General features: G+C 62.6%; 12 protein-coding genes and 2 pseudogenes. 5 read left to right on the top strand and 9 right to left on the bottom strand.

From position 1 onward, the window contains the following. From HWY30_RS41940 to HWY30_RS29395, 4 genes and pseudogenes are all read right to left on the bottom strand, one after another. Positions 1-551: pseudogene (locus tag HWY30_RS41940) on the bottom strand (adenylate/guanylate cyclase domain-containing protein); the annotation flags it as partial. Continuing rightward, positions 521-2,506 (bottom strand): AAA family ATPase, encoded by a 1,986-nt coding sequence (locus tag HWY30_RS29405; RefSeq protein ID WP_244145055.1) that lies wholly within the window; start codon positions 2,504-2,506, stop codon positions 521-523. The pseudogene HWY30_RS41940 and the gene HWY30_RS29405, both read right to left, overlap by 31 nt. Positions 2,507-2,948: 442 nt before the next feature. Continuing rightward, the gene (gene tnpC, locus HWY30_RS29400) at positions 2,949-3,314 is read right to left on the bottom strand and encodes a Tn3 family transposase post-transcriptional regulator TnpC (RefSeq protein WP_090812213.1); all 366 of its coding nucleotides are present in this window, start codon (positions 3,312-3,314) and stop codon (positions 2,949-2,951) included. After that, the gene (locus HWY30_RS29395; RefSeq protein WP_090812212.1) at positions 3,311-6,307 is read right to left on the bottom strand and encodes a Tn3 family transposase; all 2,997 of its coding nucleotides are present in this window, start codon (positions 6,305-6,307) and stop codon (positions 3,311-3,313) included. The genes tnpC and HWY30_RS29395 overlap by 4 nt, the downstream gene beginning before the upstream one ends. Before the next feature lie 156 nt (positions 6,308-6,463). On the opposite strand from HWY30_RS29395, the gene HWY30_RS29390 reads away from it, so the two are divergent. Continuing rightward, positions 6,464-8,161, top strand: coding sequence for a site-specific integrase (locus tag HWY30_RS29390; protein WP_167368867.1), 1,698 nt, complete (start codon positions 6,464-6,466; stop codon positions 8,159-8,161). Between the two features lie 172 nt (positions 8,162-8,333). Continuing rightward, on the top strand, positions 8,334-8,603 hold the full coding sequence (locus HWY30_RS29385) for a DUF1488 family protein (protein ID WP_090812210.1): 270 nt from the start codon (positions 8,334-8,336) through the stop codon (positions 8,601-8,603). 1,142 nt (positions 8,604-9,745) lie between these two features. Here HWY30_RS29385 and HWY30_RS29380 read toward each other — a convergent pair. Both HWY30_RS29380 and HWY30_RS29375 read right to left on the bottom strand, forming a co-directional pair. Further along, positions 9,746-9,867, bottom strand: a pseudogene (locus tag HWY30_RS29380) (IS5/IS1182 family transposase); the annotation flags it as partial. Then, positions 9,855-10,487 carry a TetR/AcrR family transcriptional regulator gene (locus HWY30_RS29375; RefSeq protein ID WP_018421953.1) on the bottom strand — a complete coding sequence of 211 codons (633 nt, stop codon included), beginning with the start codon at positions 10,485-10,487 and terminating at the stop codon, positions 9,855-9,857. The pseudogene HWY30_RS29380 and the gene HWY30_RS29375, both read right to left, overlap by 13 nt. Positions 10,488-10,771: 284 nt before the next feature. Here HWY30_RS29375 and HWY30_RS29370 point away from each other — a divergent pair, with 284 nt between their 5' ends. From HWY30_RS29370 to HWY30_RS29360, 3 genes are all read left to right on the top strand, one after another. Further along, positions 10,772-11,665: an NAD(P)/FAD-dependent oxidoreductase gene (locus HWY30_RS29370; RefSeq protein ID WP_018421952.1), complete on the top strand. Its 894-nt coding sequence runs from the start codon at positions 10,772-10,774 to the stop codon at positions 11,663-11,665. Positions 11,666-11,760: 95 nt separating this feature from the next. Continuing rightward, entirely contained in the window at positions 11,761-12,624 is an 864-nt protein-coding gene (locus tag HWY30_RS29365) for a class I SAM-dependent methyltransferase (protein ID WP_026226061.1), read from the top strand. 282 nt (positions 12,625-12,906) lie between these two features. Further along, the gene (locus tag HWY30_RS29360; RefSeq protein WP_090803931.1) at positions 12,907-13,302 is read left to right on the top strand and encodes a VOC family protein; all 396 of its coding nucleotides are present in this window, start codon (positions 12,907-12,909) and stop codon (positions 13,300-13,302) included. Positions 13,303-13,561: 259 nt separating this feature from the next. Here the strand turns inward: HWY30_RS29360 and HWY30_RS29355 are convergent, their stop codons facing one another. The 3 genes from HWY30_RS29355 to HWY30_RS29345 all read right to left on the bottom strand — a co-directional run bounded on the left by HWY30_RS29355 (position 13,562) and on the right by HWY30_RS29345 (position 16,917). After that, positions 13,562-13,936, bottom strand: coding sequence for a BON domain-containing protein (locus tag HWY30_RS29355; protein ID WP_090803929.1), 375 nt, complete (start codon positions 13,934-13,936; stop codon positions 13,562-13,564). Between the two features lie 124 nt (positions 13,937-14,060). Further along, positions 14,061-15,185: a porin gene (locus tag HWY30_RS29350; protein WP_090803927.1), complete on the bottom strand. Its 1,125-nt coding sequence runs from the start codon at positions 15,183-15,185 to the stop codon at positions 14,061-14,063. Between the two features lie 91 nt (positions 15,186-15,276). Then, the gene (locus HWY30_RS29345; protein WP_090803925.1) at positions 15,277-16,917 is read right to left on the bottom strand and encodes a 3-(methylthio)propionyl-CoA ligase; all 1,641 of its coding nucleotides are present in this window, start codon (positions 16,915-16,917) and stop codon (positions 15,277-15,279) included. Positions 16,918-17,143 lie beyond the last annotated feature (226 nt).

The following is a 17,143-nucleotide window of genomic DNA, read 5'->3' as shown; positions in this document are numbered from 1 at the left end:
GCCAGCGCCTGCCGAGCATGCACCATCGCGCGCTCATAGTTTCCGCAGCCATACCGTGATCGTGCCAGCATCATGGTCGCCCAAGCCTTCGCATCGGGGTCGCTTCGCCGCTCCGTCAACGCGAGGGCGCGTTCCCCTGCCTCGACGGCGCCGACCGAATCGCCTAGCGAACCGAGCGCGAACGCCAGCCTTGATAGAACACGCGATAGGCGTACCTCGTCACCAAGCCCTTCGGCAAGATCTTTCGCGTTCTCCAGATTCGCGCGGTTCCGTGTCACTTCTCCGAGCGCATGCAGGGAGTGGCTAAGATCCCATCGGATGTCGATGATTTCTCCGAGTGTGTCGGCCGAGGACGGCAGGACCGCAAGGGCAGTCAGGGCTTTCTCGAACAAGACCGACGCCTCCCGATGTGCGGCGCGTTTTGCAGTATTGTGACCGGCACGCAGCCACAGCCGGGCTGCCTTTTCAGTCAATCCGGCCTGGGCGCAGTGTTCAGCCAGGATTTCCGGTTGTTGCTCCGCTACGTCAGAAAAATGATTCTCGAGTTCCATTGCGATGCGGGCATGCAGTTGCTGTCGCCGGTCCCGCAGCAGGGAGCTGTACGCGGCATCTTGCACCAGGGCGTGCTTGAAGGTGTATTCCGCATCCGGTGGTGCCCCGTGCNGACGAGATGGTCCAATGCGTCGTCCAGGCGCTCCGTGGGCATCGACGCGACCGCGCTGATGAGCTCATAGGAAAATTGCCGGCCAATTGCAGCGCCGATTTGTGCTACATCCCGCACCGGGGCCAGGCGATCGAGCCGCGCCATCAGCGAAGCGTGCAGCGTCATCGGGATCGCCAGTGGCGGCAGCGGACGATCGAGGACGTAGCGCCCGTTCTGCTCGCGCAGTACGCCGCTCTCGAGCACTGTCTTGGTCAGTTCTTCGACAAATAGCGGTATTCCATCCGTATGCTCGATGATCCGGTCTGTAATCTCTTTCGGCAGTGCCTTGCCAAGGGTTATCCGCTCGATCATCTCGGCTTGCTGCCGAGGGTGCAGACGAGTGAGAGTAAGGAGCGTCACCTCTGAGCGGCCGATCCACCGAGATACGAACTCAGGCCGGAACGTGACAATCAGCAGGACAGGCAGGGTTGCAATACGATCGACAAGATGGTCCAGCGCTTCGAGCGAGCTGGGATCGGCCCAATGCACATCTTCGAACAAAATCAGCAGCGGGTGGCGCATTGCCAGGCCCTTGATCTGCGCAACAATCGTGCTAAGGGTCCTATCTTTGTACTGCTGCGGCGTAAGATTCAGTGTTGGATATCGATCTTCCGTCGGAATCGATAGCAACGCCGCCACCAGCGGAACAGCTTCGCCCAGATTGTCGCCTGCGAACGCGAGCGCCGCCTCCAGTTTATCGAGGCGTTGTTCAGCCGTATCGTCGCGCCGCAGACCGGCCGCACGTTCGAGCTGGGAAATAAACGGGTAAAAGGCGCTTTCCTGATGGCGGCGCGAGCAGAAATACCGCAAGCGGTCGTGCGGCTCGAATTGAAGCCGCTCTTCAAGAGAGGTGGTCAGCCGCGACTTTCCGATACCCGGCTCGCCTGCAAGCAGCACAACCTGCCCCTCACCATTCTTCGCCCGCTGCCATCGGCGAAGCAACAGCCCGATTTCTTCGTCGCGTCCGACGATCGGCGTCAACGTGGTCGCGTGCAGCGCCTCGAAGCGGCTTTCGACCCCGCTGGGGCCGAGTACTTGCCAAACCCGCACCGATTCGTCAAAACCCTTCACGGTCACGAGGCCCATGTCGCGGTAGTCAAACAGCCCAGCCGTCAGCCGCTGCGTGCTCGTAGAAATCACCACTGTTCCGGCTTCGGCCAACGTCTGCAGCCGGGCAGCGAGATTGGGTGTCTCACCGACGACGCCAGGCTCCTGGGCTTCGCCCTCACCCGTCAGATCACCGACTACCACTACGCCGGTGGCAATCCCGATCCGCACCCGCAAACTTTCGTCGATCCCGGAATCGAGATTGCCGATGGTTCGCACCAGCGCCAGCCCAGCACGTACAGCCCGCTCGGCATCGTCCTCATGCGCTTGAGGATAACCAAAATAGGCCAGCACACCGTCACCCATGTACTGGGCAATGACGCCACCGGCCTTGGTAACTACATCCGCGCAACCCCGGTAATAAGCGGCGAGGATCTTCCGCATGTCTTCAGGATCGAGCCGCTTCGAGAGGGCAGTCGAGCCGACGAGATCGCAAAACACGACGGTGAGTTGGCGTCGGTCCGCGTCATCTCGTGGCAAGGGCGTGGCCACGGTTGGAGATATTGCAGCGGCGCTGTCGCCAAGCTGGTTAATTGCACGCAACATTTTGCGGCGATGGCCAAGCAAGACGCCAAGATCCTTGAGATCCTGGTCCGTCAGATCGCGGAGGACCGAGGGATCGATACCATTCTCGGCAAAGCTATGGACATACTCGGACAAGCCGAGTGATGCCAGCCACTCTTCAATGCTTCCCACCGTTTGTCTCCTGAAGACGGCTGCCTCATGCAAGGGTAGGAAAAATATTTGTTCCGCGCTTGTCGACAATCAGGGGCCCGGCCGGATGCAACCAAACAGTTTGATTCAAGTTGTCGTCCGGTGCGATTGACGTACGATTTATTCGGCGTCTGACGAATCCAGAACCGGCTGTAAGATCGTTGCTTGTCCGTGGACCGTGCCCACGGCTGCGTATCAGACCTTCAAGCGGCGGCTTGGGCGCAGGACGTCCGGGATGGATCGCAGGTTCGCGTTTGCGTGGGCGCTCGACCGTGTCCCAGCGCGAGGGGCCGTTAATATAACTGGAGCGGCCCTCTGAACGGCCGAGTAAGAACGAGGGCGAACGGCTGCACTTGGCCGTCTGCGGCCGCATAACACCGGCCGGGACCGGCCCCCGTGGTCACGATCAGTGGGTGGGCGCCGTTCAATCCTCGCCGAACCCCTCATCAGGGTGCAGCGCTTCGAGCGGCTCAAGGATCGTCCTCACCCGCGTGAGTTCCATGACAAATTCATCAATCAGATCGAGTGCGTCCAGCACCCGCTCGGGCAAGGCGCCTTCGCGTCGCGCCGGCACTGATGGTGCGCCATTCAGCACCGAATGTGCCATGCTGTGGATCTCCAGTAGATCGTCACGTAGCCCCTCGGGATCGTGAAGTTGGGCGCGGAGACGATCGACGATATCGACGGCGGCCAGCAGGCGGGTGGTGTCGTAGCTCGATTCGAGCCGCTCGAGCGCGGCGGTGTCGACATCGCCGAAATAGGTCGTAGTGATGGCCGGGCGTGCAGTCATTGGCGGGATGCGTAGGTGCGGGCACCATGGCCGAACAGCGGGTCCCTGATCCAGGCTTCCGGCCGGCGATCCAGATGCAGTTTATAGTGGCCGAAGCGCCGGATGTTGTGGGTCGGATACGGGCTCAGAAATTCGATGTCTTCGGCGCGCACTTTCTCGCCGTTTGCCGCCATCTCGCGCAGCGCCTGCATCATGTCCACGGTGTTCTGCAGGATCACGGCCGATGCGACCAGGTCGTTGTAGCGTAGCCGCTTCTGCTGCTCCTCCGGCTCGTTCTCGGCAATCACATCACCACCGAACGACAGCCATTTGGAGAAGCCATTGTACGACTCGATCTTGTTCGTGTTCGCGGTGACCTCCTGCCGCAATTCCAGACTGCCGATCCACTCGAGCAGGAACACCGTGCGCACGACGTTGCCGAGCTCGCGTGCGGCCAGATACAGCCGGTTCTTGCGGCTTTCGGAGCCGAGCCGGCGCAGCAGCAGCGGCGACGAGATCGTACCTGCCTGAATCGACAGCGCGACCTGCATCAGTTCCTGCCAGTGCTGCTCGATCAGCACCCAGTCGATCGTGGCGGTGAACAGCTTGTCGATGTGCTTGTATTTGGCCTTGCTGTCCGGCCGATACAGGACGAGGTCCTTCCAGTTGCGAATCCGCGGCATCAGGTTGATGCCGAGCAGGTACGTGAATGCGAAAACGGCGGCCGACTGGCCCTGCGTGTCAGCATGAACGGTGTCCGTCTTGACCGACAGCCCCGCCTTCAGGAGTCCCTCGATCACATAGATCGCTTCCCAGACGCCCGGCGGAATGAAGTGCTGGAACACCGCGATATAGTTGTCGGCGACGTGCCGGTACGCGACCGCGCCCATTTTCCGGTAGCGGAAGTGATAGCCGGCCAGCAGGTTGTTGTCGTAGAAATCGTATTGCGTGCCGTCAGCCGCCACCGTCTTGCCATCGCCCCAGTGTTTCGGCAGGTCCAGCCGCAGGTACAGTTCGATCAGTTCACGTTGTGCGGTCTCGAGCTTGTCCAGGCTCATATGCCGACGGTTGACGAACGACAGCATATGCGCGGTGACATCGGAGTCGAGATGGCGGGCCGCCTGGGTCGGGCCGAGATTGCAGCCCATCGCGAAAATGGTCAGCAGGTAGCGCTCGGCGGCCTTGCGAATCTGCGGATCGCTCCCGGACAAGGGCCCGAAGTGCCGCGTGAAGTGGGTCCAGTGCTCGATGTTCGCGAGGATGTCCAGCATGTTCCGCGTCGGCAGGCGGGTGTTGAGCCGCTCCTGTAAAGCGATCGCACTCGCCGGGATTTCCTTGGCGACGGTTTTGCGCAGGATCGGCTCACCGTGACGGTCGATCACGACGTGCTCGCGCTTGTGCGGTAGTTCGGTGTCGAGCTTGTGGCAGGCGTCGGTCAACCATTGACGAAGATCGAGCACGAAGTCACTGCCAGTCGTTGGCATGCCGAGCTTGTCGCAGTAGTCGGGCAATTGCTGCTCGCATTGCCGCCACGGCAGTAGGTGGTCGCGATAGTCAGCGTAGGCGTCGGAGCCCGATACGCACAGATCGCCGACCCGAAGTTCCTCGGCCATGTATGAGAACACGCAGAGCTCGAGATACCGGCGGTTGGTCGGCGATCTGTCGCCGTGCGAGCGCCGCACGAGCTTGCGCCACCGCGGCGCGGCGAAGCTCACGGCGACGTCCGCATCGATCCACTCGCGATGCAGCGATTCGTTCTCCATCACCGCATCGAGTGCGTTCAGCAGCGAGCGGACTGGGCTCGTCGAATCCCATTCGAGCGTACGGGCCACGCGCATCATGACCGAACGGTGTGCCTTGAAGTGCTTCCAGAGCAGCGGCAGATAGTTGCGGCCACTGAACGCGCGGATTGCCGCACAGCTCTCGCGCAAGGGCTCCAGGTCACCTTTCGGCGCGAGCAGCTTCCTGACCGCTCGGGCGATGGCCGTCTCGTCGGATTCGTCGGCGAGGATGTCGGCCACGCCGTCGAGCAGGACCACGAGGTCCTCGACCTGATCACGCTGCTTGCGCTGGATCACGTCCAGCTCGTCGCTCGCGCGCTTGTGGATCGCGGCCATCCGTCGCACGAACATGTCGGCGAGATCGTCGCGGGCGCGCACGCGCATGCGGTTGAGCAGCGCGACGATCAGTGTGTAGCGCTTCTCGGGGAGCGTGTCATTCCTGAGCGCGGACGCGTCGAGCGCCATCGCCTGATTCGCGAGCGAGCGCAGCTTCGAGGCCGGAATCCCGGCGACGGCCAGTGAAAAATCGCCGAGTTCGTCGAGCCAGGCAAGCTGATCGATCAATATGTCCAGATGCTGGCGCGATGGGCGTTTCGCATGCCGCTTGATGCAGTTGTAGGCGGTCTGCCGGCTCGACAGGTCGCGGGCGAGTAGCCGATCGAGCGCGAGTTTCTGTTCATCGGTCAGCCGTCGCGTGACGCGCTTGAACAGTCGGGACTGCGCCCGGGCATGGATCTGTTCAGTCAGCCGGTCGAGCGTCGAGAACGCCGGCAGCTCGATATCGCGCGCGATCAGCTCGTCGATCGTCGCGTTGATAATGTCCACCGGCTGGTCCATCTTCAGCGACGCCGTATGCGCTGCCCGTGTCGCGATCGCGTTCGCGTCGGTGCCGTAATACGGCTTCACGTCGAGCCAGGTGCGAACCGCCGCGTAATGCCGGAACAGCGTTGGGGAGGTCTCAGTGTCGTAGCCGAATTGCACGGTGTCGCCGATATCGGCGGCTGCCCGAACGTGTTCAACGACGCCGGCCGAAATGGTATCGAGCGGAGGGAAATAGTGCAGTTGCTGAAAGACCTTCAGCAGCACCAGCAGGCCCAGTCGAGGTCGCTCGCCGCGCGTTGCCCGGCGTGCCCATTCGAGCTCGTCGGGCAGTGGCGTGTAGCAGGTTTGCAGTTCCCGGGGCGCTAGGACCTCGGGGAAGCGCGGGTACGCGGTGCGTTCGAGGGTAGCCATTGCGGATCGTCCGGATCGCAGAGGGCCGCTCAGATTAGCGCAAGAAGAATCAGACGTTACTGCACAAATTGTAATAAACGGCGCAGTCTTTATAACTACAAGAATTATGATAGGAATTTACGCTTACCTTGTTCGTACCCCAAAAGGCGCCTCACCCTGCCCTCCGCGCCCGCTGCTGACGCTGAATCTTCCGGATCCGGTTTTCCCGATGCCGACGAGCTTGCCGTGCTGCGCGCGTGGTACGCCGGCGTGTCCGTGCGGCAGGCCGTGGCGCGTTACCTGCCCTCCGCACTCGGTGACGGGAAATCGGCGCGCGGCGTCCTCGGGCGCATCCGCGGCAAGCTGCTGGACGTTGCGCGCGCGGCCCATCGCGACGATCTCGTCGCACTCCTCACTCATCCTGTAGCGGGACGCGAGCAGCAAGCGAAAGGCGTGGCGCAGGCGATCGATGCGCTGCGCACGGCGCGCTCTCCGGAACCGCAGATCGCCGACGACATCGCGCAGTGGTTTTCCCCGCGCGCGGTGCGCGTACTGCACGCGTACGGCATCACGACGCTCGCCGATCTCACCGTGCGTATTCCGCGCCGGCGCCAGTGGTGGAAGGCCGTGCCGGGGTTCGGCACGGCGAGCGCCCGTTCGATCGAGGCGTTCTTCGCCGCCTGGCCCGCGCTCACGGACAGGGCGCATGGGCTGGTGGTCGCGAGCCAGCGCGGCGACATCGTGCCGTGGGAAACCCTCAAATTGCCGCACGAGGTCGACGGCTCCGCCGGCACGTTCCGCGCACCGCCCGCCACCTGCACGCTCGACGCGTCCAACGACTACGAGGCCGTGCAGACGTGGCTGTCCCTGCACGAGTCGCCCGCCACGCAGCGGACCTACCGCAAGGAAGCCGAGCGGCTGATCCTCTGGGCCATCGTCGAGCGCGGCCGCGCGCTGTCGTCGCTCACGACCGAAGATGCGATCGCGTACCGGACGTTCCTGCGCCATCCGGCGCCGCGGGGACGCTGGATCGGCCCGGTGCGCCCCCGCACGTCACCGGACTGGCGGCCGTTTAACGGCACCCTCTCGGCGCGCTCGGTCGCGCACGCGCTGTCGATTCTCGGCGCCCTGTTCCGCTGGCTGGTCGAACAGCGCTACATGCTGGCCAATCCGTTTGCAGGCATCAGGGTGCGCGGCGGCAGGACGGCATCGACGCTCGACGCGTCGCGCGCCTTTACCGACGGGGAATGGGCGCTGGTACGTACGATGGCCGAGGGGCTGGAATGGTCTCACGGCTGGACGGTTCCGGCCGCGCAGCGCTTGCGGTTCCTGCTCGATTTCGGCTTAGCGACGGGTTTGCGCGCGAGTGAGCTGGTCGGCGCGACGCTCGGCCACGTCGAGACGGACGCACGCGGCGAGCACTGGCTGCGCGTCACCGGCAAAGGCGGCAAGATCGCACGGGTGGCGCTGCCGCCGCTCGCGTGGGACGCCCTCGCCCGCTATCTGGCCGGGCGCCAGTTGCCAACTACTACGGCGCGCTGGCGGCCGGACACACCGGTCATCGGCAGCCTGGAAGCAGACAGTGACACGGCCATCAGCAGTGTGCGGCTGTGGAGCGTGCTCGAGCGCTTTCTCGTCCTTGCCGCCAATGCCATCGAGACCGATCACCCGCCGCTCGCGGAGAAGCTGCGCCGCGCGAGCCCCCACTGGTTGCGGCACACCCACGCTACCCACGCGCTCGGCCACGGCGCCGAACTCACCACGGTGCGCGACAACCTGCGGCACGCTTCCGTCTCCACGACCTCGATTTACCTGCACAGCGACGAAGTGAAGCGCGCGCGGCAGATCGGCGAGGCTTTTACAACCCGGAGCTGAGAGTACCACCTCGCTTCGCGAACGCGAATGTCAGGAGCCGCCCGTTATGCCCGCCTGCGCGCGTCACGATGCCCCGCAGCCTGTACCCTGATGCCGGCGGCAATCGCCAACCTCATCAGACCGATACGCATACCGCTTTAACCGCATAAACGACAACGCCCTGAAACCCGTCATGGAAAAACCTGAATTCGAGCCGCAGATTCTGGCAAGCCGCCAAGGCGTGTCATTCCGCCTCGTCAGAGGGCAAACCCTCGTCGAATGCGTCATCACGACCGCAGCGCTCGAGGCTCATTTCTGGCTTGAAGACCGGGCCGACGACCTGCGGATCCTCAGGACCTTCCGCGACGGATATAGCCGCATCCGCGCGATCGCTGAACGCAAGCTGCTCGCGCACCCGGGCGCACGCGTCGAACTGACACCTGACGATTTCGGGCGCCACTGATCAAAGCGAGCACGGCAGGTGACGCCACATCGTTGTCCGCCAGGAAATCACGGGTTGCTCAACCCGCATGCCCTTTTCGGACGGACCAGGGTCGTGGCCCGCTATCCCATCCTGCTGCCAGACGGGGTGGCGGCGAAGCCAGGCGGAGGGCGCCAGCGCTTGACAGTTAGTTGCGTCACGAGCATCGGACGTGAGTACGCGCGGGCTGCTGCGCCGTCTCTGGCGCGTAGCCGAAACGGAAAAGCCGACGGACGTTGCGACTGGGCCTTGTACTGAGCCATTCGCCTGCGACGATAGGCTGCCGGGAAAAGGTCCCTTGCGGGGCCTATGAGCCTATGAGCGACGCGCGGCGATGCGTCGCGTTCGCATGGCGTCGACTGGAGATCTGCGTCTGCCCGTCAGCAGTCTGAGGCGGAGCACACTCCGGTTTTTCTGAAGGACGGTCATCGAGGCCGTGACGGTTTTGCGCGTGAGACCGACGCGCAGACGAACCACCTATTCCTCCCTGAACGATAGCTCTATGCCAATCCCGCTCTCTGCCGACGATCGCGTTTCTCGCGATTCGGAGGGCGGGTGACGGAGCAGTCCGGTCCGTGGCGCCAGCTTCCCGAGTGCGGCATTTCGGCCATTGCCGACGTTGGAGAGGACTGGATTCTACGTCGGCAGTGGACGGATTGCCGACGGTGGCGGTATCGAGGGGCCGGGCGGCAGCTTCCTGCATCAGCGAACTCACACTCCCGACCCGTTGCAGCCGGTCGAGCAGTCTCTGTTCTAAGGGTAGGTATCGGAGTGGAACGGTCATTCCGTGCCGTCGCCTGGGGGACAAGTCATCGGCCTCTGCGGACGCTTAGACCCGTGAGTTGGTGAGGCGGCTTACGCCGTGCAAGGATGACGTCTTGCTCGACCCTCGAATTGCTCTCGAACTTAAGTTTGATTTCTCTATAAGCAATCAGCTTGTCGTTCACCAGATCGAAAGGAAGCGCCCGCAAGGTTAGGGATGGTGTTCAGAACTCGTTTTGCCGCACTGAGCCATCCACATAGGGCCGATGCGGTGGAAGCGGTGCGGCACCTGGCTCGAATGCAGCGCTACGTTCGGCATAAGGAAGGCGCCGATTGCCTGCCCGCGCGGGCGGCTTTTGCGCTCATGCAGCGGCCTCGCGCATCAGTCGTTCGCGCGTCATCCACAGATTGCTTAGAGCGAACAGCGTGTGCAACTCTGCGGGTTCTTCATCAAGCCGCAATAGCGCACCTTTAGATGCCACCGTGCGCGGCGATGAACATGGCGACGGCCGACCGGCAATAGGATTCGATTTCGTTGTCATCCTCTGCTCTCGCCTCATCGAAGCGTGCGACAAGCAGAAGATCGGATCCTTTGAAAAGCGCGGCAAACAAGCGGGCGGATCGGAGAGCATCGGGTACGTTCAGAATCGCTTTCGCGTGCAACTGACGCAACACGGCCTCGATTTGGGCGATGACATGGGCGGGCCCGGCTTCGTAATGGAGCTTGCTTAACGACTTTTGATTCGTCTTGTCGGCCAAAACCATGGCTTCGACACTGCGGACGTCCGGGCTCAACAGCGTGCGAAGCAGGGATGATCCCACCGCCATGAGCTGATCTTCGGCTGAACCGTCGACGCTTTCAGAAAGGGCCTGGGGTGCAAATTGATGGCAGTGGGCCACCATGGCCGCGCTGAACAGCGCCTCCTTGTTCTCGAAGTGCCGATAGATGCTGAGCTTGGATATCTTCGCCCGCTGCGCGACCTTGTCCATGGTCGTCGCTTGAAAACCCAATTCCACAAAGAGTTCGCAGGCGGCGTCGACGATCGTTTGGCGAAGCGCCTCGTTGGCGGGCCGGCCGCGCCGGCTCTGGCTGTTTTCGGTCACAGCAATTCCAGTACTTGACAGTATTCAAATTCTTGCACTACGATACCACGCAGTATCTTAAATGTGCAAGCCAAGGATAGGTTTCACCAGTTGCCCAAATCAGGTTTCCCCGGGGCGCCTGGCGATATCGAATGCGGGATTGTGGGGCCGATCAATACAGCCATCAGCAACTTTCTCGCCAATGCCGAAGCCCTACTCGCTGACCGTCTCAAGCGCGTATCGCTGGACGATATTGCACACCACGCCCAGCCCACCCCTCCAATCACAACACGGAGCCCATCACCATGGATGACGTCATCATCATCGGCGGCAGCTTTGCCGGCCTCGCCGCCGCCCTGCAGCTCGGCCGTGCCCGCCGCAAGGTCACGGTTCTCGATACCGGCCGGCCGCGCAACCGCTTTGCAGGCCACTCGCATGGCTTGCTCGGCCACGATCACAAGCCACCGCTGGACATCCTGGTCGAGGCGCGGCAGCAGTTGACGCGCTATCCAACGATCAGGCTGGTCAATGCCCGGGCCGAGAGCGTGTCTGGCGCCATCGACGATTTCTGCGTCGTCACTGACGATAACGAAAGCCTGAGGGCGCACCGCCTGATCCTGAGCTATGGCGTCGCCGACCAGATGCCTGATGTTCCGGGCTTTGCCGAAAGCTGGGGCACGTCCATCGTGCCCTGCCCCTATTGCGACGGCTTTGAAGTCGCCGGCCAGCATTGGGGCCTCGTCTGGTCCAGCCCGCAGTCGCACCAGTCTGCCAGGCTGTTCCGCGATTGGACGGACAAGCTGACTGTCTTCGCCGATGGTCATGACATTGCGCCCGATATCCAAGTCGATCTGGCGCGTCGCAACATACCTGTCGTCGATGGCCGGATCGTCGAGATCGCCCATCACAAGGGCCATATCAACACCGTCAATCTCGATACCCGCCGCAATGTCGCGGTCGACGTCCTGTTCGCCCATCCGCGCAACAAGCCGTCCGCACGCCTGCATGAATCACTGGGCCTCGCCACGGTCGATACGCCCACCGGCATCGTCCTCAAAGTCGACGAGCGCCGCCAAACCAGCATGCCCGGCATCTACGCCGCTGGCGACCTCGCCACGCCCTTCTTGCCCTCGGTCACCCAGGCTTCATCGCAGGGCGCGATGGCGGGTATCTTCGCCCAGCAGTCGATGGTGGTTTGAGAGCACAGATCCCTGCTCTCGTTGCGTCGTCGCCTTCGAAAAGGTTGGCGTAAATCGACGCGGCGAAAGGCGGATCGTCGAGTCAAGGAGATGACATGGCAAAGCAAAGTGCTGATCAGGTGGGTGACTGGAATGGTCAAAGCGGGGAGCGCTGGGTCGCCAACCAGGCCCGGCTCGACGCTCTGGTGGCGGTGTTCGGCCAGGCCGCGATCGAAGCCGCCGCGCCCGCGACGGGTGAGCGCGTGCTGGACATCGGCTGCGGCGCGGGTGCGTCAAGTCTGGCTCTGGCCGCTCGCGTCGGCGCGGGGGGCCAAGTGCTGGGCGTGGACATATCCGAACCGCTGATCGATCGAGCGCGCGCGCTTGCGCGCCACGATACGCCGGCCCTGTTTCAGGTGGCCGACGCCAGCAGCGCAGAGCTGCCCGAAGGCGCGTTCGACATTCTGTTCTCGCGTTTCGGCGTGATGTTTTTCCCCGATCCGACAGCGGCGTTCGCCCATATGCGACGCGCGCTCCGGCCGGGCGGCCGGGTCGCTTTCGTCTGCTGGCGCGGTGCGGCCGAGAACGATTGGATGCGACTGCCGGTGGGCGCGCTCAAGGACATCGTCCCGCCGAGCGCGCTCCCCGATCCCGAAGCGCCCGGCCCGTTTTCGTTCGGCGACCGGGAGCACGTGGCGCGCATCCTGACGGCGGCCGGTTTCACCGAAATCGTTATCTCGCCCTTCGACGCGGCCGTCCCATTCGGCGAGGGCGAAACGCGGGACGCGGCGATCGACGACGCAGTGAGGATGACGCTTGAGGTCGGCCCGCTGTCGCGTGCGCTCGCTGGTCAGCCCGACGACATCCGCGCCCGTGCCTCCGCCGCAGTTCGTGCCGCCTTCGCGAGCCTCCCCGGCGAGGGGTCGGTGATGATCAACGGCGCGGCATGGGTCGTCATGGCACGAAATCCGGCAAGCTGACAGGGATTAACAGGGGAGATGCCTCCGCTCGGTGGAACAGGGCGTCTTTGGCCGGCCAGATTGATGTCCCTTCTGGCCGCTGAACGAGCGCTCGCCTTGCGACAATCAGATGGCCGGTTGCGAAGCAGAGCCGACGCCTGAGCGGCCTTCCGGCGGCGCATGTGACCGGCAGTTTGTGGCCGAACCGAGCCAGATGCCGATTCGCCCGAGTTCGCCCCCCTTTGCGGACATCCGGCGCCCGGAGGACAATGCCCTTGCGAATCTCTTCCGAGGCTGCCCAACATGGCTAAATTTCAGCCCGATGGATGGCATACCGTCACGCCCCGAATCGTCGCACGGGATCCGGAAAACCTGATCACATTCATCAAGATGGTGTTTCAGGCACAGGGCGAATTCCGTCACGGGCGGCCTGCCGAACTCATGATCGGCGATTCCGTCGTGATGGTTAGCGGCGCAGACGGCCTTCGCGATCCGATGCCGGCATTTCTGTATGTCTACGTCGAGGACGCCGATTCGACCTACCAGCGAGCGATTGCGGCGAATGCGATCTCACTCGAAGTTCCGACCGACATGCCATACGGCGACAGGCGAGCAATGGTAAGAGATCCGTGGGGAAACACATGGCAGATTGCCACACATCAGCGCGACCTCTGTACTGCCGAGATTCGTTCAAGGTAGGACGTTACCGACAGCAGCACTTTTCTGTCGGTTCGTCTATTCGCTAAAGCTCAAGAACGGTGCGGCACGCTCGGTCGACGTTGGGTGTTTTGCCTCCCGACGAATGCCGTCACCCCTTCGACGAAACCGGGCTCATCTGCGCAATCGATCCATTTGCGCCGTCCGCCAACCAGATGCGCCGGCAGACTGACGTCGTAGGCAGAGCGGTGTCGCTTCGGTGCAAGCCTGGCAGCGATCCGGACTTACTTAGGATGACCACTTACTGGCCGAATACGCGTTTGAGTGTCAGACTGTTTTTCACGGTTGTCACGCCCGGCACGGCTTCGGCAACCCCGGCCGCCCTGTCGATCTGCGCTGCATCGGGCACCGTGCCAAACAGCGTCACCGCGCCACCTCTCGCACGGACACTGATGTTTGAAGCACTGATCTCCTTGTCCTTCATGAGCGCAGCGCGTACCTTCCTGCCGAGCGCGCGATCAGCCTGTCTGGAACTCGTCGAAGCGCCGCTGCCCGGCGACGCCATGACGGTTGACGCTGGCCCACTGCCCGATTCGCCAGGCTGGGACCATGCATCGATCCATGTCGTCACGATCAGTGCGCCGACCGCCAGTTTGAGTGCCCTGATTACCTTCATTGCTTTCTCCAGTCTTCCTAAGTCTTGCGGGATCCCCGTTGGAATCGCTGTTCTGCTACCGCGTGGCGAGCCGGCACGCTTCACCGGCCAGAGGTCTTCATTTCGAGCCCAATACGGAGGATCCCTAGAAGTAGTGGCGTATCCCGAGCATGACCGCCGTCGTCCCGAGGCCCGGCGCGACGGGCTGGCCGTACGTAATCGTCTGCGTCATATCTCCGTGGTTGTTCACCCAACCCACCTGGCCATAGAGCAAAGTGGCCTTGGACAGACTGTATTCGGCGCCTCCGGCGACCTCGAGCGATTTGTTGGCCGAATTGTTCGCGTCCTTCAGGTAATACACGCCACTGGTGAGCTTGAATGCCGGTGAGAACTGATAGCCGAGGCCGGCCGAATACAGGTCGAGGTTGACCAGATTCGCGTGCGCCGGATTCCTGCCGTTGGAATATGACGCGGAAATGGAGAAGGCGTGATAGGTGTACAGCGCCCCGAGGTAGTAGAGGCGGTTGTTGGCGAGTCCGGTGGGCACCGTCGTCGGTCCGGGATTGGTGTCGTGACCGTTGTAGTAGACGGCTCTCAGATTGAGGCCATAGTTCGAGTATTTGAGCACGGCGGACTCGCGCGTGCCGCCCTGGAAGCTGCCTGCCACACCGCCGGGCGCATATTCGAGCGCTGCGGACACGCCAGCGAATGTCGGCGACTCGTAGACGATCGCATTGCTGTCGTACAGCGCGCCGATCGGTCCGTTGGTGCTGGTGCCGGACCAGCCTGCGGCCTGGTTCATGCCCAGCCATGCCGTCAGGATGCTGCCGAAATACTGGCCCGCCCGCACGTCGGTATCGGCCATCGCGTAGGCCATCGGCACGATCTGGCGACCGAAGTTCACCGTACCGAACGGTCCCGACACGCCGAGCGTCGCGAACTGGTTGAACTGCGCCACCGCGCCCGGCGTATCCGCCAGGCCGAACTTGCCGGTGCCGCTGTCGAACGACCCCTGCAGCTTGAAGTTGACGTGATAGCCGCCGCCAATGTCCTCGGAACCCTTGAGCCCCCAGATACTCGCGTAGATCCCGCCATCCTTGTAGCGATATACCTTGCCCAGATTCTTCGCCGTAGGGCTGAACGAGGCCGCCGAGGTACTTTGATATAGCAGACCGGAATCCACGACGCCGTACAGCGTCACCGACGACTGCGCATAGGCCGGACTTCCAAGGACGGCCACCGCGGCCGCAGCTACCCATTTCAGTTTCATTGCGTCTCCAGTTTTGTAGCTTTAATCCACCCGTAACGACGTACGTTCAAGACGTACGTTCAATACTCAACACGCCAGGCCACCTGCTTCCTTAAGTCGGCAACAGATAGTCCTGAAACGCTTCGCGCAGCTGGTTCTTCAGCACCTTGCCGGTAGCGCCAAGCGGCACCGCGTCGACAAATACGACTGCATCCGGCGTCCACCATTTCGCGATCTTTCCTTCGAAGAACGCCAGCAATTCTTCGGCTGTGACCTGTGCACCGGGCTGTTTCACGGCGACAAGCAATGGCCGCTCGTCCCACTTCATATGCTTCGCCGCAATGCAGGCCGCGCTCGCTATCGCGGGATGCGCGGCTGCGAGGTTCTCGATCTCGATCGAGCTGATCCACTCGCCGCCGGACTTGATCACGTCCTTGCTGCGATCGGTGATCTGCATGAAGCCGTCGGCGTCGATGGTCGCGATATCGCCGGTCGGGAACCAGCCATGCGCGTCGGCATCGATCCGCAGCGGGTTGCCACCTTCATTGCGGAAGTAGTTGCGCACCACCCATGGGCCACGCACCAGCAGATCGCCCGAGCTCACGCCGTCCCATGGCAGTTCCTGACCGTTCTCACCGAGGATCTTCATATCGACGCCAAATACCGCGCGCCCCTGTTTGGATTGCAGGGCGCAACGGTCTTCCGGACCCAGTGCGAGGTGCCTTGCTTTCAACGCGCCGATGGTCCCGAGCGGACTCAGTTCGGTCATGCCCCATGCGTGCAGGACCTCCACGCCGTACCCATCCTGGAACGTGTGAAGCATGGCGGGCGGGCAGGCTGCGCCGCCAATGACGGTGCGCTTCAGGGTCGAGAAGTTCAGGCCACCTTGCTCGAGCCAGGTCAGCAGGCCTTGCCATACTGTCGGCACGCCAGCCGCGAAGGTGACCTGCTCGGCTTCGACGAGTTCGTAGAGCGCTTGGCCGTCCAACCCGGGGCCGGGGAAAACCAGCTTGGCCCCGACCATGCACGCGACATACGGAATGCCCCACGCATTGACATGGAACATCGGCACGACCGGCAGGATCACGTCGCGCGCCGAGCAGTTCAGCGCATCCGGCAGTGCGGCAGCGAAGGTGTGAAGCAGCGACGAGCGATGCGAGTAGAGGACGCCCTTCGGGTTGCCCGTGGTACCGGACGTGTAGCACAGCGCACAGGCGGTATCCTCGTCAAAATTCGGCCACACGTAGGTCGACGAGCTGCGCTCGAGCAGATCTTCGTAGCACAGCAGGTTGGCAATGCCGGTATCCAGCGGCATATGCGCGCGATCGGTCATCGCGACAAACGCCTTGACAGTCTTGCAGCGGCCGGCAATGGTCTTGACCAGCGGCAGGAACGTCAGATCGAAGAACAGGACCTGATCTTCCGCATGGTCGACGATGTAGGCGATCTGGTCTGCGTGCAGGCGCGGATTGATCGTATGCATCACTGCGCCCATGCCGGATATGCCGTAGTACAGCTCCATGTGGCGATAACCGTTCCAGGCGAGGGTGCCGACACGGTCGGACGGCCTGATGCCCAGACTCGTGAGCGCATTGGCCATCTGTCGCGCGCGCCGGTGACAGTCGCGGAAGGTGTAGCGATGGATGTCACCCTCTACCCGCCGCGACACGATCTCCGTATCCCCATGATGGCGATCGGCATGCACGATCAGCGAGGAAATCAGCAACTGCTTTTGCAGCATCAAACCGTTCATTTCGTCCGTCCATTCTTTAATGCAGAGTCACGAGCCGACATCGCCCGAGGCAGCATTCGAGCCATTGGGCGCCTGCGGTCTTTTACCGCCGGTCAGTCGTCTTTTGTCAAAGCCGATCTCCAGAAGCGTTCACAATCCTATTCGCAGAACTGATTGTTATGGCAGATGCTGAAGAGGTCGATGCAAGGATTTTCAGGCGTGATCGCTTCAGGTCACGCGGCGCACC

This window comes from Paraburkholderia tuberum STM678, from assembly GCF_902833905.1.
GTDB classification, from domain to species: domain Bacteria; phylum Pseudomonadota; class Gammaproteobacteria; order Burkholderiales; family Burkholderiaceae; genus Paraburkholderia; species Paraburkholderia tuberum.
The sequence above is the reverse complement of the archived record's forward strand: the minus strand, read 5'-3'. Positions and strand labels throughout refer to the sequence as shown.